At 63.7% G+C, this 21,193-nt stretch carries 17 protein-coding genes; 10 read left to right on the top strand and 7 right to left on the bottom strand.

The annotated features are described in order from the left end of the window. The first annotated feature begins 4 nt into the window (after positions 1–4). Entirely contained in the window at positions 5–1,219 is a 1,215-nt protein-coding gene (locus AB4Y43_RS10010) for an efflux RND transporter periplasmic adaptor subunit (protein ID WP_368727721.1), read from the top strand. 12 nt (positions 1,220–1,231) lie between these two features. Next, positions 1,232–2,716, top strand: coding sequence for an efflux transporter outer membrane subunit (locus AB4Y43_RS10005; protein WP_368727720.1), 1,485 nt, complete (start codon positions 1,232–1,234; stop codon positions 2,714–2,716). Here the strand turns inward: AB4Y43_RS10005 and AB4Y43_RS10000 are convergent. Next, positions 2,691–4,106, bottom strand: a complete 1,416-nt coding sequence (locus AB4Y43_RS10000; RefSeq protein ID WP_368618358.1) for a heavy metal sensor histidine kinase — start codon at positions 4,104–4,106, stop codon at positions 2,691–2,693. The genes AB4Y43_RS10005 and AB4Y43_RS10000 overlap by 26 nt on opposite strands. A gap of 8 nt (positions 4,107–4,114) precedes the next feature. Beyond that, entirely contained in the window at positions 4,115–4,792 is a 678-nt protein-coding gene (locus tag AB4Y43_RS09995) for a heavy metal response regulator transcription factor (protein WP_069263361.1), read from the bottom strand. Positions 4,793–5,485: 693 nt separating this feature from the next. Here AB4Y43_RS09995 and AB4Y43_RS09990 point away from each other — a divergent pair. The 6 genes from AB4Y43_RS09990 (at position 5,486) to AB4Y43_RS09965 (ending at position 11,804) form a co-directional block, all read left to right on the top strand. Next, entirely contained in the window at positions 5,486–6,643 is a 1,158-nt protein-coding gene (locus AB4Y43_RS09990; protein WP_368727719.1) for a filamentous hemagglutinin N-terminal domain-containing protein, read from the top strand. Beyond that, positions 6,640–7,956 (top strand): hypothetical protein, encoded by a 1,317-nt coding sequence (locus AB4Y43_RS09985; RefSeq protein WP_368727718.1) that lies wholly within the window; start codon positions 6,640–6,642, stop codon positions 7,954–7,956. The genes AB4Y43_RS09990 and AB4Y43_RS09985 overlap by 4 nt, the downstream gene beginning before the upstream one ends. Before the next feature lie 14 nt (positions 7,957–7,970). After that, positions 7,971–8,375: a hypothetical protein gene (locus tag AB4Y43_RS09980; RefSeq protein WP_368727717.1), complete on the top strand. Its 405-nt coding sequence runs from the start codon at positions 7,971–7,973 to the stop codon at positions 8,373–8,375. An 825-nt stretch (positions 8,376–9,200) separates the two neighbouring features. Further along, complete coding sequence (locus AB4Y43_RS09975) at positions 9,201–10,937, top strand: ShlB/FhaC/HecB family hemolysin secretion/activation protein (RefSeq protein WP_368727716.1); 1,737 nt, start codon at positions 9,201–9,203, stop codon at positions 10,935–10,937. Between the two features lie 31 nt (positions 10,938–10,968). After that, on the top strand, positions 10,969–11,589 hold the full coding sequence (locus AB4Y43_RS09970) for a hypothetical protein (protein ID WP_368602637.1): 621 nt from the start codon (positions 10,969–10,971) through the stop codon (positions 11,587–11,589). Positions 11,590–11,612: 23 nt separating this feature from the next. Beyond that, positions 11,613–11,804: a hypothetical protein gene (locus tag AB4Y43_RS09965; RefSeq protein WP_368727715.1), complete on the top strand. Its 192-nt coding sequence runs from the start codon at positions 11,613–11,615 to the stop codon at positions 11,802–11,804. Between the two features lie 120 nt (positions 11,805–11,924). Here the strand turns inward: AB4Y43_RS09965 and AB4Y43_RS09960 are convergent, their stop codons facing one another. The 4 genes from AB4Y43_RS09960 to AB4Y43_RS09945 all read right to left on the bottom strand — a co-directional run bounded on the left by AB4Y43_RS09960 (position 11,925) and on the right by AB4Y43_RS09945 (position 17,621). After that, positions 11,925–13,274, bottom strand: a complete 1,350-nt coding sequence (locus tag AB4Y43_RS09960; protein ID WP_342948691.1) for an MFS transporter — start codon at positions 13,272–13,274, stop codon at positions 11,925–11,927. 523 nt (positions 13,275–13,797) lie between these two features. After that, positions 13,798–15,582: a tannase/feruloyl esterase family alpha/beta hydrolase gene (locus AB4Y43_RS09955; protein ID WP_368727714.1), complete on the bottom strand. Its 1,785-nt coding sequence runs from the start codon at positions 15,580–15,582 to the stop codon at positions 13,798–13,800. Between the two features lie 196 nt (positions 15,583–15,778). Next, positions 15,779–16,507, bottom strand: coding sequence for a substrate-binding domain-containing protein (locus AB4Y43_RS09950; RefSeq protein WP_368727713.1), 729 nt, complete (start codon positions 16,505–16,507; stop codon positions 15,779–15,781). An 88-nt stretch (positions 16,508–16,595) separates the two neighbouring features. Then, entirely contained in the window at positions 16,596–17,621 is a 1,026-nt protein-coding gene (locus AB4Y43_RS09945) for an amidohydrolase family protein (protein ID WP_368727712.1), read from the bottom strand. Between the two features lie 370 nt (positions 17,622–17,991). On the opposite strand from AB4Y43_RS09945, the gene AB4Y43_RS09940 reads away from it, so the two are divergent. Beyond that, positions 17,992–19,164, top strand: a complete 1,173-nt coding sequence (locus tag AB4Y43_RS09940; protein WP_368727711.1) for an epoxide hydrolase family protein — start codon at positions 17,992–17,994, stop codon at positions 19,162–19,164. A 3-nt stretch (positions 19,165–19,167) separates the two neighbouring features. Here the strand turns inward: AB4Y43_RS09940 and AB4Y43_RS09935 are convergent, their stop codons facing one another. Further along, positions 19,168–20,169: a fatty acid desaturase gene (locus AB4Y43_RS09935; protein WP_368727710.1), complete on the bottom strand. Its 1,002-nt coding sequence runs from the start codon at positions 20,167–20,169 to the stop codon at positions 19,168–19,170. 128 nt (positions 20,170–20,297) lie between these two features. Between AB4Y43_RS09935 and AB4Y43_RS09930 the strand changes: the two genes are divergently transcribed. Further along, the gene (locus tag AB4Y43_RS09930; protein ID WP_368727709.1) at positions 20,298–21,122 is read left to right on the top strand and encodes a phosphate/phosphite/phosphonate ABC transporter substrate-binding protein; all 825 of its coding nucleotides are present in this window, start codon (positions 20,298–20,300) and stop codon (positions 21,120–21,122) included. Positions 21,123–21,193 lie beyond the last annotated feature (71 nt).

The raw sequence follows: 21,193 nt of genomic DNA, 5'->3' as shown, positions 1-21,193 counted from the left end.
CATAATGAAATCGCAGACACCGCACGAAGAACGCGATGCCGCGGCGCGAACCGCAACGCGAGGTCGCTCGGCTGTCGTCGCCGGCCTGACCTGCCTCGCCATCGCCGCGGCGCTCCTCACGGCGGGCATCGTACCGCGCCTCCAGGCGCGCACGGCGCAAGCGCAGCAGGTCGCGGCACAGCGCGAGCTGATCGTCTCCACCCTCACGCCCACGCGCGCACCCGCCACGCAGGACCTGTTGCTGCCCGGCTCGGTGATGTCCTGGGCCGACGCCTCGATCTACGCTCGCACGAGCGGGTACGTGCAGCACTGGTACGCGGATATCGGCGCGCACGTGAAGGCAGGCCAGACGCTCGCGCAGATCGACACGCCCGAACTCGATGCGCAACTCCAGCAGGCGCGCGCCGACGAAGCCACCGCACAGGCCAACTATCGCTTCGCCAGCAGCACGGCGCAGCGCTGGCAAACGATGCTGCAGACGCAATCGGTCTCCGAGCAGGACGCCCAGGCGAAAACGAGCGACGCCGCCGCGAAACTGGCCACGCTCCAGGCGGCGCAGGCCAACGTGGCGCGGCTGCAGGAGCTGGTTTCCTACCAGAACGTAACGGCGCCTTTCGACGGCGTCATCACGGCGCGCAACGTGCAAGTGGGCGCGCTCGTCACCGCGGGCGGCACGCCCGGCCTCGCCACGATGCCAGGCGAGCTGTTCCATCTCTCGCAGACCGACCGGCTGCGCGTGTACGTGGACGTGCCTCAGGACGACGCGAGCCTCGTCACGCCAGGCACGGCAGTCTGGCTGACGACGCAGCAATATCCGGGCCGCCGTTTCGAAGCCAGCGTGGCGCGCAGTTCGAACGTGATCGATCCCGTGAGCCGCACGTTGCATGTGGAAGTCGATGCGGACAATCACGACGGCGCGCTGATGCCCGGCGCCTACGCGCAGGTGCACCTCGCGCTCACGGCGGCCGCGCCGGCGCTCGAACTGCCCGTGAGCGCGCTGCTGTTCCGCCCGGACGGCGTGACCGTCGCGGTGGTGGATGCAAAGAGCATGGTGCAATTGCGCAAGGTGACCATCGGCCGCGACTTCGGCACCTATGTGGAAATCGCCACCGGACTCGCGCCGACCGATCGCGTCATCAACAATCCCGGCGACGCCATTGCGAGCGGCCAGAGCGTGCGCGTGGCGGCAGCCTCGACGGCTGCGCAAGCGAAAGCGTAAGCGAGGCTCATCATGTTCGAACGCCCTCTCCCTGCGCTGCGCCGGATCGTCGTCGCCTGCACGGCGGCATCGCTCGCGGCGTGCACCACGTTGCCGCATTACAGCGTGCCCTCGGCGGACGTGCCTGCGCACTTCGCGACACAAACAACGCAACCGGCAGCGGCACCCGGCTGGACCGTCGCCGCGCCCGCCGACGCCCAAACGCGCGGCCCATGGTGGACGCTCTTCGGCGACAACGACCTCGACCAGCTCGAAGCCCGCGTGGACGTGTCGAACCAGACCGTGCGCCAGGCCGTCGCCAATCTCGAAGCCGCGCGCGCGATGATCGACTATCAGCGCGCGGGCTATGCGCCGACCGTCACGGCGGGTGTGGCGGCGCAGCGTTACCGGACCTCGCAGAATCTCGTGGACCATTCGCTTGCGGGCAAGACGATTCCCGATTACTCGACGGGCCTCACGGCAAGCTGGGAACCCGACCTGTTCGGGCGCGTGAAGGACGCGACCACCCAGGCCCACGCCAACGCCCAGGCCACGCAAGCCGACCTCGAATCGGTGCGCCTTTCGGTTGCGAGCCAGCTGGCGACGGATTACTTCGATTTGCGTTCGCTCGATCGCCAGAAGAAGCTGCTCGACGACACCGTGAGCGCCTACACGGCGGCGCTGCGCATCGTGCAGCAGCAGCTCGCCGATGGCGCGATCGACGCCTCCGCCGTCGCCCAGGCACAGACCCAGCTCGAGAGCGCGCGCACGGCGGATAGCGACATCGACGTGCAACGCGCGCAGCTTCAGCACGCCATCGCCACGCTGATCGGCGTGCCCGCTTCGACGTTCAGTCTGCTGCCGCGTGTCGATCCCGCCGCCGTGCCGTCGATTCCCGCGGGCGTGCCCTCCGCGCTGCTCGAACGGCGTCCCGACATCGCGGCGGCCGAGCGGCGCGTGGCCGCGGCCAATGCAGGAATCGGCGCAGCGCGCGCGGCCTTTTATCCCGATCTCACGCTCTCGGCGACGGCGGGCCTCGAAAGCACGTTCTTCGCGCCGTGGCTGAGCGCGCCCAGCCTCTTCTGGTCGCTCGGCTCGCAACTGGCGGGCACACTCTTCGACGGCGGCCGGCGCGACGCCACGCTCAAAGGCGCGAGCGCACAATACGATGCGGCAGTAGCCGGCTACCGGCAAACCGTGCTGACGGCGTTCCAGCAAGTCGAAGACAACCTGAGCGCGCTCGACACGCTGGCGAGCGAAGCGCAAAGCCAGCAGCGCGCCACCGCCGCCGCGCAACTCTCGCTCAAGCTCACCACCAACCGCTACCAGGCGGGCGCGGTGAACTATCTCGATGTCGTGACGGCGCAGACCATCGCGCTCTCGAACGAACGCAACGAGGAGCAGATCGCGGCAAGGAGGCTCGATGCGAGCGTGCATCTGCTCCAGGCGCTCGGCGGCGGCTGGGACCGCGCGGCGCTGAGCGACCTGAGCGCTAGGAACGGGCGAACGTCAGGATGAACCGCGTGCTTGCCGCGTCGCTTTCGGCGCGCGCCGAGCCGCCGTGCAGCGCCATGATCGTGCGCACGATCGCGAGCCCCAAACCCGCCGAAGCACCCGCACGCGCCTCGCGATGGCGCGACGCATCCGCGCGATAGAAGCGATCGAAAATGCGTTCCATCAGCGCGGCTTCGATCGGCGTGCCCGGATTGGCCACCGTGACCTCGACGGCCCGTGGCGTCTGCTCGACGCTCAGCGTGATCGCCGCGCCGCGCGGCGTATAGCGCAGCGCATTGGCGAGCAGGTTGCCCACGGCGCGCCGGAACAGCTCCTTGTCCGCGCGCAGGCGGCCCTCGCCCTCCACGCGGATTTGCACGCCCGCTTCGTCGGCGAGACCTTCGAAGTAGTCGGCAATCTGCGTGAGCGCATCGTGCACGTCGAACTCCGCGAGCGTCGTCATGAACTGCGGGTGCTCCGCGCGCGCGAGAAAGATCACGCTTTCGATCATGCGCGAAAGCCGTTCGCATTCCTCCAGATTCGATTCGAGCAACGCCTCGTATTCGGCCGTGGTGCGCTCGCGTGCGAGCGCCACTTCGTTCGCGCCGCGCAGGTTGCCGAGCGGCGTACGCATGTCATGCGCGAGATCCGCCGTGTATTGCGACATGCGCTCAAAGCCGCCATGCAAACGGTCGAGCATGGCGTTGAGCGATTTCGTGAGCGCTTCGAGCTCGCTCGGCGCGCGTTCGACTTCGATGGGCGTATCGAGCCGGTCGACCGTGACCGTGGCCGCGCGCGCCGCCATCTCGCGCAGCGGACGCAGCGACTCGCGCACGAGCAGCCAGCTCATGAGGAACGCGAGCAGCATGCCCGCCAGGCCGAAACCGTAGAGCCGCTCGCGATAGTGATCGAGCAGCTGCCAGCGATCGGTCATGTCACGCGCGATGACGATCGTGACAGGCGTGCCGTCCGCCAGCGCGGCGTCGGTAGCGAGTCCGCGCACGGGCACACCGCGCGCGTTGCGCCACTCCACCACATCGCCTTCGGTAATGCGTTGCGTCGGCGGGAGACGCCGCGCGAGCGCCGCTTCTGGAAACGCCGCGTCTGCAATGCCCGCCGTGTTGTGCTCGACCAGTTGCGCGCCGCCGGTACCGAGTATTTCCATGGAAAGCGCGGGATTGCCGAGCACCTGGCTCGTGAGCCGCTCCGCATGCTCGCGCACGTCATGCTCGTTGTGCAGTTCCTGCGCGAGCCGGCGCGTGTGGCGCGAAATCAGCACGATGTCGAGGTCGTCCTGCTGCTTCACTTCGCGGTCCAGCGTGAAATAAAGCGTGCTGCCCACGAGCGCGAATACCGCGAGCGTCGTACCCGCGAAACTCAGCGCGAGGCCGGTGGCGAGCGAGCGCACCGCCATGCGCGGCATCAGGCGTTCCCTTTGATTTCGGCGACGTAGCCCACGCCGCGCACCGTGTGGATCAGCTTGACGTCGAACGCGTCGTCCACCTTCGCGCGCAGGCGGCGGATGGCGACTTCCACGACGTTGGTGTCGCTGTCGAAGTTCATGTCCCACACGTATGAGGCGATCTGCGTGCGCGTGAGCACTTCGCCCTGTCGCCGCACGAGCAGCTGCAGCAGCGAGAACTCCTTCGGCGTGAGGTCGATGCGCGTGGCCCCGCGTTTCACGCGCCGGCGCGTGACGTCCACTTCGAGGTCGCCGAGCAGCAGCACGTCGCTTTCGCGCGGGGGGCCGCGGCGGGCCAGCGTGCGCACGCGCGCGAGCAGTTCGACGAAGGCGAACGGCTTGACGAGGTAGTCGTCCGCGCCCAGCTCGAGGCCCTTCACGCGGTCGCTGATGTCGTCGCGCGCGGTGAGGAACAGCACCGGCGTGGTGTGCGTGGCGCGCAGCGTCTTGAGCACCGTCCAGCCGTCCATCGCGGGCAGCATGACGTCGAGCACGATCACGTCGTACGCCGCCTCTTTCGCGAGAATCAGGCCTTCCGCGCCGTCCGCCGCGACATCCACGGCATAGCCGGATTCCTCGAAGCCCTTCTTCAGATACGCGCCGGTCTTCGGCTCGTCTTCGATCACGAGAATGCGCATCGCCGTTCAATTTTGAGTGTGTCTGGCTCAATTGTATGCGTTATGTCGCTTGCTGCGCTTCCGGGCGGCGCGCCTGGCGTAGCCGCCCAGGTCCTGCGGGATGCATTTCGAACGGTCGTATCGAATCTGCTTTTAGGGACTTGCGAAGAAGTCATCGGGTATCGTGCATGCAAACGCCCGCTCGAATGCCTCGAACCCTTTGCCTTCCTGGCTGCAAGCCTTATGCCGTGCGGTTTCAGCCGTGGCGCCCCGGCACCCCGCTCCATTTATCGCCCTCCTTCGCCGCGGCGACGAATTTTGCCCCCGAACCGCCCCATTCATGATCGAAAAACACTGGCCGATAAGCAGCGGTCAGCGGGACAACCCAATCGAAAAACGTCGGAGACCACGAGTGCACACCCGCCAGTGGCCGGCGAACTGAGCGCCGTAATCGACACCTACCGCGCGTCGATATCCAACCGTTTGCATGGAAGCCGTTATCCGCATGCTGAGCCGCAGTCCAAAAATCTTGTCAGCACAACTGATAGAACGGGACATGCACGGCGCTAGCGAAGCGTAAGTAATGCGAATCAGGTATCTCGAAATTTGTTTAGCCCGAATTCTTGTCGATCGTCATTTCGCTTAACGATTGTTGACGGATTTTTTCTGCCGCCCAGGCGATGATTTTGTCTTTCGCGCGCGCCTTTGGTAGCGATGCCGGACATCATCTGGCCTCAAGAGTTAATAAAAATGAATGACCGTTGTTATCGGCTTGTCTTCAGCAAGCTGCGGGGCATGTTGGTCGCAGTTTCAGAAACAGCGACGGGACACAGTAGCGCCTATCATGGGGAAACCGGCCCCGCGCGCGCGCTTCAGTCCTTTGCGCTCTTTTCAATGCGTCATGCAGCGTTTGCTGCGCTCGTTCTCTTTGGTCTCGCGCCAGCCCTCTCCGAAGCACAGATTGCACCGTCCGGCGCGCACGCGCCAAACGTAATCACTACGGCAAACGGGCTCCCGCAAGTGAACGTCACCAAGCCCTCCGGGGCTGGCGTATCACTTAATACATATTCACAATTCGACGTCCAGAAAAACGGAACAATTCTAAATAATTCGCCTGTTATTGCAGGCACGCAACTCGCCGGGCAAATATCGGGGAATCCGAATTTTGGTCCGAATGACGCAGCGAAGATTATCGTCAACCAGGTTAACAGCAATAATCCGTCCCAGTTGAGAGGTTACGTCGAAGTCGCAGGAAAAAAAGCCGATGTCGTGATTGCGAACAGTTCCGGGATCGTGGTCGATGGCGGCGGCTTTATCAATACCGCACGTGGAATTTTAACGACCGGTAATCCGCTTATCGATGGCAGTGGGAATCTGACGGGCTTCAGTGTAAGGGGCGGCCTGATTACTGTCCAGGGCGCGGGCCTGAACGCCTCGAATATCGATGAGGTCGATTTGTTGTCCAGAGCCCTCGAAGTGAATGCGGCCATATATGGCGGCAATACACTTCATGTCGTGACGGGCGCCAACAACATCGATTACACGAGCCTCGTTCCCACGCCCATCGCAGGTACGGGACCTGCACCCGGCGTCGCCATCGACGTATCGCAACTGGGTGGCATGTACAGTGGCCGCATCATCCTGGTCGGCACGGAGAATGGCGTGGGTGTCGCGAATGCGGGCGCCATTGCAGCGCAGGCGGGCGACCTCATCCTCACGAGCGCGGGTCAGCTTGTGCAGTCCGGCAAGGTCAATGCGAGCGGCAATGTCGGAATCAGTGCGACGGGCGTCGCGAATACGGGCACCATCTACGCGCTGGGCAACACCGCGATTGGCACGGAGGGAACCGTTTCGAACAGTGGGACATTTTGACGACCGGTACCCTCACGTTCAGCGATATCCAGAACCAGTCGCATTATGACGCGACGAGCAACGGTATTAGCGCGGGCGTAGGCGTTGGCAGTACCGGCAAGGCAATCGGGCCGGGCTCGGTCGGCGGGACAGGTGGTGTATCACCGATGATGTCGCAGAACGAAAGCGGTGATTCGAGCGCGACCACGCGCAGCGCGATCAGCGCGGGTTCGATCAACATCACGAACCAGGCAGCGCAGACGCAGGATGTATCGACCCTGAGCCGCGATACGACCAATACCAACGGCACTGTCGCGCAGACGCCGGACGTGAATGCAATCCTGAACCAGCAGGCCGACACGATGCAGGCTGCGCAGGCAGCAGGCCAGGTTGTCGCACAGGGTATCGGCGCGTATGCCGACATGAAGGAGCAAGCCGCAAAGAACGCTGGCGATTCCGCAACCGCTGCGGCATGGACGGAAGGAGGCGATAGCCGCGCGATCTTGCAGGCGGCAGGCGGCGCGCTGATTGGCGGCCTTGGCGGCGGCAGTGTTTTCACGGCCGTCGGTGGTGCAGCGGGCGCAGGCCTGGCCTCGATGGAGGCCCAGGCATTGAACGACGTTGCGGGAGGCGTTGAATCCGCAACGGGTTCTGCCCTGCTGGGTAATATTGCAGGGAACGTGGTTGCCGGCGTGGGCGGCGCTCTGGTGGGCGGCACGGCTGGCGCGGCAACGGCGTCGAATGTGCAGCTTTACAACCGGCAGCTTGATCCGCTGATGAAGAGAAAGAGCCTGGTTCCGTCTACATGCACGGCGACTGGGCCTTGCAATGAATCGGTGATGACGGCACAGATGAACGCGACAGGCGCGAATGCGCAGGCGGCACTTAACACGACAGCAGGGTTGCCAGCGGTGACTGCCGTGGCTGGTGTCGGAGGAACGTTCGTCCTTGGGTATGGGATTTCGGCGGGAGTTGGCTTTTATCTCACGCCGGGATTCGGTAACACAAATTTCGACGCAGGCTTCTACGCTACATACGGTACTGGGTATGGGTTTGACCCGTCTGCTGGTGGCTCTGTCGGCTTCAATAAAGGGAGCGCGGCCGATTTGCGCGGTGTAGCCTCTAACGTGAACACTGCGGTATCCCTTGCTGACGTTGGCGTAGGTGGCTCGGTGACTTACAGTAACGGTCAAGCGACCGGCGCGTCCTACGGAGTGGCGATCAAAGGCGTACCGTCCGTCGCAGGGGGAACCGCGTCCGTTACCAATATGACCACGTGTACGCTGGGGATTAGTAACATCACGAGCGGTTTGACTCAATCTATTTGCAAGTGAGGACGTTACCGAAGATGAGAGTACATACAAGGACTCTTGCGGCGAGCGCGGCTTTGATCGTAATGGTCATTGCGGCGCTGCTGTTTGGCGAGACCTTCAACACAATACGCTCGTTGCCTATCAAGTTTTGCGCAAGTGTCATCGCAGCAGTCTTTATCGTACTGCTGGTCTTGACTGCCGTATCGTTTTTTGCGTCGGGCTACTTCTTCCTTCGAATGGTGAATAGCCCTCAGTCTGGTCAGACAGTTTTCGATGCCAGAATGCTGAAAGGAAAATCGTTGTTTTCTGATCTCTACCTAAGTGAAGAAGGAAAACTAGCTCGATCACGTCTACTTAAATCACTTCGCTGTTTCGCAATTTTCTGGATTGGCGGCGTGTGTGCTGGCTTACTAGCGGGTTGGCTCGTCAGGGTTGGTTGAAAAACTTAAAGCAAATATTCAACAGGGGCTATCAGTACGGCCCCATCCTTTTAGATGGTAGATTGAGCTTGATCTCTCTTATGACTGAATCGAATACGAAACGTCATCTCATTTTGGCTGGACTATCAGCATGCCTAAGTGCTTGCGCTTACGTTATTCCCCCTCCCCATTACGTTGATACGGCTACGCCGGTCTATGACCCGGCCGTGTCCGCACGCATGAGAGTCCTGTCTTCTAATGGCCCGGACCGAAGTGCAACATTCTGGGAGGGAGACTGCTACAAGTCGGAAACCGACGCGACGGCCGTTAGGGTAAGTGACGGCTTTCTTACCTCTTGGAAATATTCATCACGGAGCGTTGTGATCGGGATGCCTCCAAGTCCACGAAAATCGATGCAGGTCGATGGATTGTTTTCCAAGGATATGATCAGAGAGTATGTCGTCCCCGCGGGAAAACCGGTAACGGTGGCACTCGCAACGAGTACCTACTATGGCAGCTACGGTGGGACGAGCGGCTGTGCAGCGCCGGCGGTAATGTTCAAACCCGTAGCCGGGCAGGACTACGACGTCTTTCTCGATACCGGACGGGGCGCATGCTGGACTGCGGTTCGGCATATTGACGACCACGGTATGGACGAACCGGTTCCCGTGACGCGCGCCTTGAAATGCGTGGCAGAGGCTCCATCGGTTTCGACCAATGCTCAGTAGTGTTTTGTGGCCGCAGTCGAGTCACGCATATATGTCGCGCATCAAATCCATTCGAAAACCGTTACGAGAAACTCCGCAAGCGCTACGAAAAGAACCATAACGAAAGCAGCGAATAACGATGAAAAGTAAGAAGAATCTTGCGGTGCTGCCGCTCGCGGTACTCGTACCGCTTGCCGTTTATGCGCAGACTGCGCCCGACGTAGCAGCCCGCACGAATGCGGCGCAGCAACAGCAGGTCGAGCAGCGGCGCGACGCGCAGCAGCGCGCTGCGACCGTCGCCGCGCCCGTTGTACGCTCGACCGCGACCGCAGTCGGCGAGTACCCTGTACTGCCCGTCGAGACGACGTGCTTTCGTATCGACACGTTCACGGTCGAGGTTCCCGATACGCTGCCTGAGGTAGTTCGTGTAAAGGGTGCATCGGCGTTGCCGCTCGATCCGTTCGGATTCCTGCACGACTGGCTGCGCCACTATGAGGGCCAATGTGTTGGCAAACAAGGCGTTGACATGCTGGCGAAGGGCCTGCATGGCGTCATCCTGAGCCACGGTTACATCAGGACACGCGTACTCGCGCCGACCCAGGACCTCTCGAAAGGGACGATGAAATTCACGCTCATACCGGGCGTGATCCGCAACCTGAAGTTTGCCGACGCCAGTATACGGGGCACGCTGAAAACCGCCTTTCCGGCTCGCGACGGCGACATCCTCCAGTTGCGCGACCTTGAACAGGGACTGGAGCAGATGAAGCGCGTCCCGAACCAGGACGCCTCCATGGAGATAGTGCCCGGTACCGAACCCGGCCAGAGTGATGTCGTGGTTACGGTCAAGCGCACGAAGCCATGGTCGCTCGTCGTCTCGGCGGATAACTCGGGCAGCGACGCGACGGGCCGTTACATCGGCAACGTGTCGCTCGCGCTCTATAACCTCCTGGGCATCAACGACGTGCTTTCAGGTGGCTACAACCAGGATTTGCAGTTCGGCAACCATGACCTCGGGACACACGGCTGGAATGCCTCGTATGCGGTGCCGTGGGGCTACTGGACTGGCACGCTGTTCGGCTACACGAACACGTATTACCAGCAAATTGCCGGGGTCAACCAGACGTTCGTTTCGAGCGGAAACGCGCAGACAGCGGGTCTGAAGCTGGAGCGCGTCATTCGTCGTAGCCAGAACGATGTTTCGGGCGTCGAGTTTCAGCTAGTCAAGCGCTTTGGCGCGAGCTTCATCAATGACGTCGAAATCCCACAGCAGAAGCGCGACAACACGTTCATCGAGGCGGGGCTGACCAATCGCCATTACTTCGGCGCGGCGCAGTTCGACGGCACGCTCGCCTATCGCCAGGGTATCGGCTGGCTCGGGGCGATGCCGGATACAGCGAGTGGGCCTACGTACTATTTCCACATGGCGACACTCGACGCCAATCTCTCGGTGCCGTTCGCGGTGGCCGGTAAGACGCTGCGTTATGTCGGCACGCTGCACGGGCAGTTCACCAACGACGAACTGAACTATATCGATGACTTGACCATCGGCAGCCGCTACACGGTTCGCGGCTTCAGCGGTGAAACGATGCTGGCCGCGGAGAAGGGCTTCTACTGGCGCAACGAACTCCAGTATCCGCTTGGGGCAACAGGCCAGTTGCTTTATGCGGGCCTCGACTACGGCCACCTTTGGGGACCATCTACGGCGTTTCTTGCCGGAACGCAGCTCGCGGGCGCGGTCCTTGGTTTCAAGGGTTCCGTATCCTCGCGCCTGGGCGCGTTCACCTATGACGTGTTCGCCGGCACGCCGGTCTACGCGCCGCGCGGCTTCCCCGCGCCGGGCGTGACGCTGGGCTTTCAGGTGACGGGACAATTCTGATGTGCGATTCACTGACGATAAGGAGCTAACAATGTTGATGAGCCGAAAATTTTCGATGGGTCTGATTAGCGCCGCCGTGCTGCTGGCCGCGTGTGGCGGAGGCAGCGGCGGCGGTGGCGGAGCATCAGGGGCGGATTCGTCGGCTTCCGCGGGAGTATCCTCGCCAGGTGCGGCCTCTGCGCCTGACGCGGCCTCATCGCCGCAATCGACCACGTTCAACTGTCCGGCCAGCTACAGTCGCCTCGATATCCCCCCGAGTACCGCTGCGGGCACGGCGATGACGATGGTCTCCAATGACAATATCGCAACGCTGACATTCAAGGCCCCCACAGGTGGCGTTACGCGCGCCTTGACGCTCTGCCTCGGCAAACCTGACCCGGTGCCCGCTGGCATCACGACGCCCTTCGCCTACGAAATCACGGAAGGTGGCGCTGGCGATATCACGCAGTTTGACAACCGGATGCTGACGTTCAATTTCTCGACAACGCAGCCTGTGACGGGCACTCCTGCACTCGAGCTGGCGACCGTTACGGCTGCGGGCGTGACCTATTCTCCAACAATTCCGGGAGCGCTGTTCACCGTCAGCCCGAATTACAGCGTCGCCGGCATTCCGAACCGGACGGGGCTGTATGTGGTTCGCCTGACGAAGTAACGGATGAGTCGGCGACACAGACAATGACCAGGACCAGACGGCGTCCACTCTGCGAACAAAGCGCCGGCATCGCCGAGATCAAGCAGGCTCTCGATCCTATCGAAGCGCTCACGCAACAAGACAGCGCACTCGTGAATCACTTTTCGATTTCGGCCCATACGCTGGGCAGGAATGCGCAGACCGTGATCGAAACGGTGGGTGCGTTCAGAATTTGACTAGCCGAACGGCACTAAGGCGGAGGCGCTGCCTCCGCTCTCACACCAAATAAAAAAACGGCGCGGCAGTGCAATTCGCACCGCCGCGCCGATCAGTCCAGCGCTGCTGTTAAATCCAGCTCAGTGTGCCGCGCTCACCTGCGTAGCCGGTTCCGAATGACGCGCACGCTGCGAAACAAGGATCGCAAGCGCCGCGAGCACCGCCGGTACGGCGAGCATGGCGAGAATCGCAGCGAATTCCCAGCCGAGACCCAGCAGCGCACCGCCGATGGCCGAGCCGAAGATGCTGCCAAAGCGGCCCATGCCCAACATCCAGCTCACACCCGTTGCACGCGCAACCGTCGGATAACGGCCCGGTGCGTAGGCGTTCAGGCCCGTTTGCGCACCGCTCATGCAGAAGCCCGCGGCAAACACCAGCAGCGCGAGCGACGAAGAAAGCGCCCCCACACCGGCCAGCGCCAGCACGCAGATGCCGCCGCCGACATACGCCGCGCTGATCACGCGCGCCGGGCGCACCTTGTCCATGATCCAGCCCACCAGCACGGCGCCGATCGTGCCGCCGATCTGGAACATGGCCGTGACGTTCGCCGCCACCGTGATGGAGAGGCCCGCGTCCTTGATCAGCGTGGGCAGCCAGCCGGTCAGCAGATAGATGACGAGCAGACCCATGAAATACGTGACCCACAGCGCGATGGTCATCACGCCATAGCCTTCCGAGAACAGCACGCCGATCGGCTTGCGCGTGGGCAGCGGCGGCTCCGTCGAAACGAAGTTCTCGTCGCCCGCGAAACTCGCGCCGGTCACGCGGTTCAGCGTCGCGGCAATGCGCTTGCTCGTGGCGCCCCGCACGGCGAGCAGACGCGCCGATTCCGGCAGCAGCCAGGCCTGCAGCGGCACGAGTGCGAGCGGAATGGCGCCGCCGAAAATCAGCACCGCGCGCCAGCCATGGTTCGGCACGAGCCAGCCAGCCGCGAAGCCGATCAACGCCGAGCCGAGGTTGAAGCCCGTGAACATGATCGTGATGAGCAGCGCGCGGCGGCGTTGCGGCGAGTACTCCGAGAGCAGCGTCGTGGAGTTCGGCATGGCCGCGCCAAGACCGATGCCGGTCAGCACGCGCAGCGCCGCCATCGAAACCGGCGACTGCGTGAACGCCGTGAGGATCGTGAACACGCCGAAGAGGAACACAGAGGTGATCAGCACCCACTTGCGGCCAACGCGGTCAGAAGCCGGGCCGGCGGCCAGCGCGCCGATCACGAGACCGATGGGCGCCGCGCTCATGACGAGACCGAACTCGGGACGCGAAATGCCCCACTCGTGAATGATGGAGGGCGCGACGAAGCCCATGATGGCCACGTCCATGCCATCGGCTGTCACCGCGAGGAAGCACAGCGCCACCAGTAGCCACTGGTAGGCCGAAATGTGGCGTTCGTCGATGAACGCCTTGATATCGATTGTTTTGCTGCCAGACATCTGTCGTCTCCTGTCCGTTCTGTGGTCTGCCGCTCGCTCGTGCCCGAGTCGAATTTCAACGAACTGCTATCCGTCGGGGGCACGATAGGTGGCCAACCCCTCGTCTGAAAGTGCGGGTTAACCACGTATTGGATACGTCCTTGCCCGTCCGCATGGGCGATTCCCGCACGCTCGCACCCGCGATACCGCCCGGGAAGCCGCGCCGCGTAAAGGCCATGCGCAATCGGCCCGCGCTTTGCCTGTCGCGGCCCGGGGCTGGAATCGAATCCAGCGTGATAAACAAAATCGATGTTCTCCGAAAGGATTCGCAAACGCGCTGGACGATCGTGCGGAATTCAGTTGCCGCTACATCGCCGGGGGCCGCTTCCATACGCGCCGCTTTTCGAGGCGGCGGCGCCGTTCGAGCCGCTGCCCTTGCCCCGCATATGCCATGCGATTCAGTTATCGCTTCCAAAACAAAACCAGCCCCGAAGGGCTGGCCGGTTCAACGTCGAATCAAACGAGTGTGCCGGAAATTCACCCGTTAAGGCGCGGCAACAGCCTGCGTAGTCGGCGTGTACGTCGCATAGAAGCTCGAGCCTGCCCAGGTATGCGTCGGCTGGTTGTACAGCGGTGCGCCCTGCGTCCAGTTCGCACCGAGGTGCCAGTCGCCGGTGCCCGTGAACTGCGCGACGGCCGGGTACGGATAAACCGGGCGGCTGGCCGTCACGTTGTTCGACGAATCGGTCTGGTACGTCATGACCGCATTCGGCGCCGTGCCCTGCTCGGCCCACGCCGTGATCTGCGAGACGAGGTCGATGTTCGGGAAGCCTTCGCCGCCGCCGCAGTGGGCCACGCCGGGCACGAGGTACAGGCGCGCGAAATCGCTCACGTTCGAAGCGCCCATCGTGTTCTGCATCGCTTCGTAGTACTGGATCGTGAAGAGCGGCGAAATGTGTTGATCCGCCCAGCCGTGCCACAGGATCAGCTTGCCGCCCGCCTTCTTGAACGCCGATAGATCGGGGTTCGTCGCGTCCATCAGCGGATGGTTGGCCTGCAGGTAGGTCGGGTAGAAGCTCGCATCCGTGTAGCCGAAGGTGTCGATGGTCGGCATGGTGGGCGAGCCCGTGAAGATCAGGTTATAAGCACCCGTCACGATCATGTAGCTGAACAGGCTCTTCACCGATACCGGCGTGGCCGTCGAATTCGTCGTGGGCACTTCCACGCCGACCCAGTTCTCCTCCGAGCCCATCTGCGGGGAGCCGGCCAGCATGCGCTCACCCGTTGTCGCGTCGACCGGTCCGCCATAGATCTTGCTCGCGGTGGCGACTTCGGCTGCGGTCAGACAGTTGCTCGTGTTCGTCGCGCCCTGCGCACACTGGATCGATGCGGGATCGAAATTGCAGGTGCGCGGATCGGCGATCAGACCATCGGGCACACCCGCCTGGCCGCCGCATGCCGCGATGACTGCCTTGTGCAGCATGAGCGCCTTGTCGGCGTACAGAACGGCGTTGCCGGTGCTGTCGCCGGTCGTGCTTTGCGACTCCACGCTCCAGCCGTGATACAGCGAGTTCTGGATCTGGAAGTGCGCAGCCGGCGCGCCCGCAATGATGCCGTTATAGTCGTTCGGATAGCGTTGGGCGGCCATCAGCGCTTCGCGGCCGCCGTCCGAGCAGCCGATGAAGTACGCGTACTTCTGCGTCTGGCCGTAGTACGCCTTGATGAGCTTCTCCGCCGTGAGCGTCGTGATGTGCTGCCCGCGATAGGCGAAATCGGCCTGTTTTTGCGGGTCCGTAGTCCACGTCGTGTCGTTGCCCGAGTGGCCCATGTCGGTCGCCGCCGTCACGAAGCCGCCTTCCTGCACGAGCGGGCACGTGTAGCTGAAGCTGAACGACGACTGCTGGGTCGGGTCGCTCAGGTTGCCGCACAGGCCTCCACAGCCCAGCGCCGCAAAGCGCTGCGTCCACGTGCTCACCGGCAGTGCCACTTCGAACGTATTCGAAGGCGCGAGCGTGCCCTTTACGGTACAGAAGTTGACAGAAGCACCGTTGATGGTCGCCGTGGTCACGCTAGCCGAAGTAATCGCGCTGCCCGCGCCGCCAATATCGGTGATATCGACCGACGCCAGCTTCGAGCAATCCACCACGGGCGCCACGACTGCAAGCGGCGCTTTCGATGCATCGGCGCTACTGCTGCCACTACCGCCACTGCCGCACGCGGCCACGAGCGTGGCCGCCGCGAAGAGCGCGAACAGCGAGAGCAGCGAGAGCAGCGAGGCGGCACGAGCGCGCACGCTCGTGAAAAGCCATCGGGTATGCAGGTTTCTCATGCTTGCCTCCTGGTGTCGTACGTCCTGGTTTTTTTCTGATTCACTTTCACGCCTCCGATTCTGTTTTTTCTGATTAGTAAGCCTAATTACTTTGGATACGTAGACCATGCGACATGAAATGTCCAATCCAATCGCGTTATTGCCCCTTCTATATTGCCCCTTCTATTTCCCTTATTGCCGTCTTGCTCGTGCCCTGCTACGGCCCGTACGCCGCGTTGCCGGCCGGCTCCATGCCGAACGCCCGCTTGGTCGCCTCGGCGCGCGCCGAACCGAGGAACGCGAGGAAATCCGCTGCCGCCTGCCGCTGCTGCGACACCGCACAGATCGCCGCGGAAAAGACCGTGACGAGTTGCGCCCCGGCCGGGAGCGGCCCGATCACGTCCACGCCCGGCACATCCTTTAGCTCGCTCAATTGCTGAAAGCCGATCTCGACCTCACCGGCCGCGATCAGGCTCGCCACCGGCACGCCCGGCTGCGCCATCACGAGGCGCGGCCTGAGCGTTTCGGCCACGCCCCAGCGCTCGACCAGCCGCAACAGATGGTCGCCGCTAGGCCCCGTCGAATAGCCGATGCGCGCCGCGCGCAGCATCGTCTCGCGCAGTGCGTCCTCGGTGCCGATATCCGGGTGCGCCGCGCCGGCGGCGACGGCCGCCGCCATGCCGGAGTGCACGACGTCCGTGCGCGCACCGACGAGGTGCCCGCCCGCCGCCAGGCGGTCGATCGCCGCCGAGGCCAGCACAGCGAAATCGAATGCCGCGCCGGCCTGCACGCGGCGCGCGGCTTCCACGCCGCCTATCGCCGCAACGGTCAGCCGCTGCCCCGTTTCACGCTCGTATTGCTCGGCGAGGTCCGCGAGCAGGAGACGCGTCGCCATCGACCCGACCCCCGCCAGTGCGGCGTTGCTTTTCACATCGTCCTTTGTCATTGACTTCCGTTTCAGTCCAGAGTGAGCGAGGCCGCCTTGTCTTGCGCTTCGCTGGTGTCGCATGGACTGCGAGCCGCTACGCGCGCGCTCACAACCCCTTTGCCTTGAGCCGCGCGTCGAGGCGCGGATACACGCGGCGCGCGTTGCCTTCGTAAATCTTGTAGCGATCCGCGGCATCGACATGCGCGGCTTCGATATAGCGCTTCGTGTCGTCGTAGTTGTGGCCCGTTTCCGGGTCGATGCCGCGCACCGCACCGATCATTTCGCTCGCGAACAGAATGTTGTCCACGGGAATCACGCGCGTGAGCAAGTCGATGCCGGGCTGGTGATAGACGCAGGTGTCGAAGAACACGTTATTCAGCAGATGCTCGCTGAGCGGCGGTTTCTTCAGCTCCTGCGCGAGACCGCGGAAGCGTCCCCAGTGATAGGGCACCGCGCCGCCCCCGTGCGGAATCACGAAACGCAGCGTGGGGAAATCGCGGAACAGGTCCGACGTCAGGCACTGCATGAACGCAGTCGTGTCCGCGTTCAGGTAGTGCGCGCCCGTAGTGTGGAAGCACGCGTTGCAGCTCGTGCTTACGTGGATCATCGCGGGAATGTCGTAGTCGACGAGCTTCTCGTAGATCGGGTACCAGTGGCGATCGGAAAGCGGCGGGCTCGTCCAGTGGCCGCCCGAGGGATCGGGGTTCAGGTTGACCGCTACATTGCCGTACTGCTCCACGCACTTGACGAGTTCCGGCACGCACGTGGCGGGATCGACACCCGGGCTTTGCGGCAGCATCGCGGCCGGCACGAAATGCTCCGGAAAAAGCTCGCTCACGCGGTGGCACAGCTCATTGCAGATCGCGGCCCAAGTGCTCGACACCTCGAAGTCGCCAATGTGATGGGCCATGAAACTCGCGCGCGGGCTGAAAATCGTCAGATCGAGACCGCGCTCGCGCATCAGCTTGAGCTGATTGAGTTCGATCGATTCGCGCAATTCGTCGTCGCTGATCTTCAGCTCCGATGCCTTCGGCATCCCGGACGGATGGGCGATGCCCGCTATCTGGCGTTTGCGCCACGCCTCCAGCGCTGCAGGCGCCGTAGTGTAGTGGCCGTGAATGTCGATGATCATTGGGACCTCTGCTGCTGATTCGAAGCGTGGCGCTACGGTACGAATCGGCCCCACCGCGCTAGTAGCCAGGGCTATTACCTGGACTGCGCAAATAATACCGCTGGCGCCAATACGCGAGTGCGGGAGCCGACGGCTGAAAATACCGGCAACCATGGACGCCGTGGGGTTTGCGCCGCGCCGCCTCGCCCGGATGAGGCGGCGCACCGCCCTGCCGCGCCGGCCAAATGCCGATAAATTAAATCGATGGCTCGATAAACATCTGGTAAGCGATCGATGGAATTCGAAGGGTCCCTGGGGGCGGCCGGTGCGCTGCGGCGAATTCGCTCATAATCGTCAGTTCCTCGGCCTGCCAGCGTACGGATGAACCACCATGCATATCGACCGATTCGAAATTCGCGTTCCCGAAGAGGCACTCGACGACCTGCGCCGGCGTTTGCGCGCCACGCGCTGGGCCAACGCTACGCCCTCGCCGGCGTGGCAACAAGGGGCCGACACTGCGTGGCTGCGCGAGCTCGTCGCGTATTGGGCAGACGAATACGACTGGCGCGCCGCCGAATGCGCGCTGAACCAGTTGCCGCAGTTCATGGCCGAAGTAGGCGGTGCGGGTGGCGCAGGTAGCCAGCGCGTGCACTTCGTGCATCGGCGCGGCGCGGGCCCGAAGCCCTATCCGCTCGTCATCACGCACGGCTGGCCGGGGTCGTTCGTCGAATTCCATGCGCTGCTCGACCGGCTCTGCGACCCCGCCGCATTCGGCGCGGACCCGGCCGAAGCGTTCGACGTCGTCGTCCCGTCGCTGCCGGGCTTTGCCTTTTCACCCGCGCCGGCGGCGCCCGGCACCTCCGCGTTCCAGATCGCAGACCTGTGGGCCGCGCTGATGCGCGGTCTCGGCTACGAGCGTTTCGGTGCGCAGGGCGGCGACCTCGGCGCGGGCGTGTCCATTGCGCTCGCCGCGCGGCACAGCCCGGCCGTCGAGGGCATCCATCTGAACTTCCTGCCCAGCTCCTACGAACCGGCAATCGACGCCGCGCAAGCCCCGCTCACCCCGGCGGAACAGGCCTATCTGCGCGAAAAGACCGACTGGGCAGCGCTGGAGGGCGGCTACGCGCATATGCACAGCACGAAGCCGCAGACGGCGGCAGCGGCGCTCAACGACTCTCCCGCGGGACTGGCCGCGTGGATCGGCGAGAAGTTTCGCGCATGGAGCGACTGCGACGGTGACATCGAGCGCCGGTTCTCGAAGGACACCTTGCTGACGGATCTTTCACTGTACTGGTTCACCGGCAGCATCGGCACATCCATGCAGATGTACTGGGAGAACCGTCTTCAGCCGTTTCGCTTCGCGGCCGAGCAACGCGTGGCGCCGCCCGTCGCCTTCGCGCGCTTTCCCAAGGAGATCAATCATCCGCCGCCGTCGTGGCTCGAGCGCGTGTTCGATGTCGCGCAATGGACCGACATGCCGCGCGGCGGCCATTTCGCCGCCATGGAAGAGCCCGATCTTCTCGCGGCCGACATTCGCCGCTTCTTTAAACGGTTTCGGGAATGAAGGTCACTGCGCGGCGTTGTCGCCGAACGGATGCGCGGGGGCATCCGTCGCGCGCCACGCGTAACGCCTGAGCAGCGCGGCGTAGCCTTCGATCACGAATCCGCCGCATTTGTGCCGATAGTCGTCGCGCCGCATGCGATAGGCGCGCGCCAGTTGAAACCACGGCAAGCGCGGCAGATCGTGGTGCACGAGATGGTAGTTGTTGTTCAGATACAGAAAGCGCATGACGAGCCCGGCCTCGTTGATGGCGATGCGCGCCTTCGGATGCGACACCGCGCGATGCTCGTACAGCGAGCGGACCATCGCGAGCCCGAGCGCGGGCCAGGTGACGGCGGCGAGATACCACCACCACGGCACGCCCGCGTAACGCTGCACCCACGCGAGCAGCACCACGACGGCCGCGCAGTGCGCGAGCCACATCGGCACGTCTCGCCAGTCACCGCTTCGCAGCGCTTTCGCCGCGCCGGCGAGCATGGCAGCCACGCTCATCGGCGGCCCGATCACCACCCGGCCCACGAAACTCTTGCGTGCGTGCCACAGCACGCGATGCCAGCGCGGCAGGCGGGCCCACTGCTCGTGCTGCACGTAGTTCGTTTCGGGGTCGATGCCGGGCACGGTCAACGCTTCGTCGCGATGATGCGCCATATGGCTCTCGCGGTAGACCGCATAGGGAAACCAGACGGCGAGCGGCGGCCAGCCCAGCGCCATGTTCAGCCATGCGAACCGGGTGGGATGACCGTGCAGCAGTTCGTGCTGGAGCGACATGTGCCATGCGCACAGCACGATGAGGCACGGCGTGGCGGCCACGAGCGTGATCAGCCCCGAGCGCACGAAGGCCAGCACCGCAAACCAGCCGCCGTAGATCACGGCAATCAGTAGCCACGTGGGCCATTCCGTGCGGGCCGTGAACCCGGTGGCGAGCGCGGCGACTTCCCGCGCGTGGTCTGCGTCGAAATATTCGGCCATGTCCGCCAGTTCCCGCGATGAAGGATGGTGCCACTCCATACGGAGAGCAAAGCAACGCAGGTCCTCACCATACCGAACGCGCGGCGCCTCACCAACCAACGAATTGCCATTTGCTTATCTCCCCGCGCTGCGCGACGCGCCAGTTGCGTGCGGCGTAGAATGCGCCCATGACCCGCTGGATCGCCTCCCTGCCGATGTACAACGTGACGCCGCAACATGCGGCGGCGTGGCGCTCGCTGTTGAGTGACAGTCTGGGCATCGTGGCGCGCTCGTTCGACATAGGCGACGTCACGATCGAGAACACGCCGGAGGGCGAACTCATGCCGCACTGGCGCCGCGAGGACTTGCTGCTCTCGCAGACCTGCGGGTTTCCGTACCGCGTGCTCGGACTCACCAACGAAGTCCGCCTGATCGCGACCCCGATATTCGACGCACCCGGTTGCGAAGGCCCGCGCTATCGAAGCGTGCTCGCCGTTTCATCCCAGGCGTGGGAACGCGGCGCGAAAACGCTCGAAGCGTGCCGCGGCTTGCGCGCCGCATGCAACAGCGCGGATTCGCATAGCGGCATGAACGCGTTGCGCCACGCGGTCGCGCCGCTCGCCCGCGAGGGCCGCTTCTTCGCCTCGGTGCTCTGGACAGGCTCGCACGCGGCCACGTTACGCGCGCTGGCGAGCGGCGCGGCCGACGTGGGCGCGATCGACTGCGTCACGTTCGCATTGCTGCACGATTCGCACCCCGAACGGTTCGACGGCGTGCAAACCATCGGCATGACAGCCTCAGCCCCAGGCCTTCCGCTGATCGCCTCACGTGCGCTCGGCGAGGATCAGACGCAGGCGCTGCGAGATGCGCTAGATGCCGCTCATGCAGCCGACGCCGAGCGCGCACGCACGTTGCGCCTGCGCGGATTCGCGCGACTCAGGGGAGAGACGTACGCCGAGATCGAAGCAATCGCGAATGCCGCCGCGCAGCAAGGCTATCCCGAGCTTCGTTGAATGGCCTCACGCGATGCGCGCAACAAATGCCGCGCAGCGGTCCTCCGGTTGAGTCAAACGGTCGTGCCGCA

The organism is Paraburkholderia sp. BR10872, from assembly GCF_040965835.1.
GTDB classification, from domain to species: domain Bacteria; phylum Pseudomonadota; class Gammaproteobacteria; order Burkholderiales; family Burkholderiaceae; genus Paraburkholderia; species Paraburkholderia nodosa_A.
The sequence above is the reverse complement of the archived record's forward strand: the minus strand, read 5'-3'. Positions and strand labels throughout refer to the sequence as shown.

Bases quoted from the DNA above. Each gene is read 5' to 3' on its own strand.
- AB4Y43_RS09945 (WP_368727712.1), bottom strand. From the start codon at position 17,621: ATGATCATCGACATTCACGGCCACTACACTACGGCGCCTGCAGCGCTG.
- AB4Y43_RS09935 (WP_368727710.1), bottom strand. From the start codon at position 20,169: ATGGAGTGGCACCATCCTTCATCGCGGGAACTGGCGGACATGGCCGAA.
- AB4Y43_RS09970 (WP_368602637.1), top strand. From the start codon at position 10,969: ATGTTGATGAGCCGAAAATTTTCGATGGGTCTGATTAGCGCCGCCGTG.
- AB4Y43_RS09975 (WP_368727716.1), top strand. From the start codon at position 9,201: ATGAAAAGTAAGAAGAATCTTGCGGTGCTGCCGCTCGCGGTACTCGTA.
- AB4Y43_RS09930 (WP_368727709.1), top strand. From the start codon at position 20,298: ATGACCCGCTGGATCGCCTCCCTGCCGATGTACAACGTGACGCCGCAA.
- AB4Y43_RS10000 (WP_368618358.1), bottom strand. From the start codon at position 4,106: ATGGCGGTGCGCTCGCTCGCCACCGGCCTCGCGCTGAGTTTCGCGGGT.
- AB4Y43_RS09940 (WP_368727711.1), top strand. From the start codon at position 17,992: ATGCATATCGACCGATTCGAAATTCGCGTTCCCGAAGAGGCACTCGAC.
- AB4Y43_RS09980 (WP_368727717.1), top strand. From the start codon at position 7,971: ATGAGAGTACATACAAGGACTCTTGCGGCGAGCGCGGCTTTGATCGTA.
- AB4Y43_RS10005 (WP_368727720.1), top strand. From the start codon at position 1,232: ATGTTCGAACGCCCTCTCCCTGCGCTGCGCCGGATCGTCGTCGCCTGC.
- AB4Y43_RS09965 (WP_368727715.1), top strand. From the start codon at position 11,613: ATGACCAGGACCAGACGGCGTCCACTCTGCGAACAAAGCGCCGGCATC.
- AB4Y43_RS09955 (WP_368727714.1), bottom strand. From the start codon at position 15,582: ATGAGAAACCTGCATACCCGATGGCTTTTCACGAGCGTGCGCGCTCGT.
- AB4Y43_RS10010 (WP_368727721.1), top strand. From the start codon at position 5: ATGAAATCGCAGACACCGCACGAAGAACGCGATGCCGCGGCGCGAACC.
- AB4Y43_RS09995 (WP_069263361.1), bottom strand. From the start codon at position 4,792: ATGCGCATTCTCGTGATCGAAGACGAGCCGAAGACCGGCGCGTATCTG.
- AB4Y43_RS09950 (WP_368727713.1), bottom strand. From the start codon at position 16,507: ATGACAAAGGACGATGTGAAAAGCAACGCCGCACTGGCGGGGGTCGGG.
- AB4Y43_RS09960 (WP_342948691.1), bottom strand. From the start codon at position 13,274: ATGTCTGGCAGCAAAACAATCGATATCAAGGCGTTCATCGACGAACGC.
- AB4Y43_RS09990 (WP_368727719.1), top strand. From the start codon at position 5,486: ATGCCGGACATCATCTGGCCTCAAGAGTTAATAAAAATGAATGACCGT.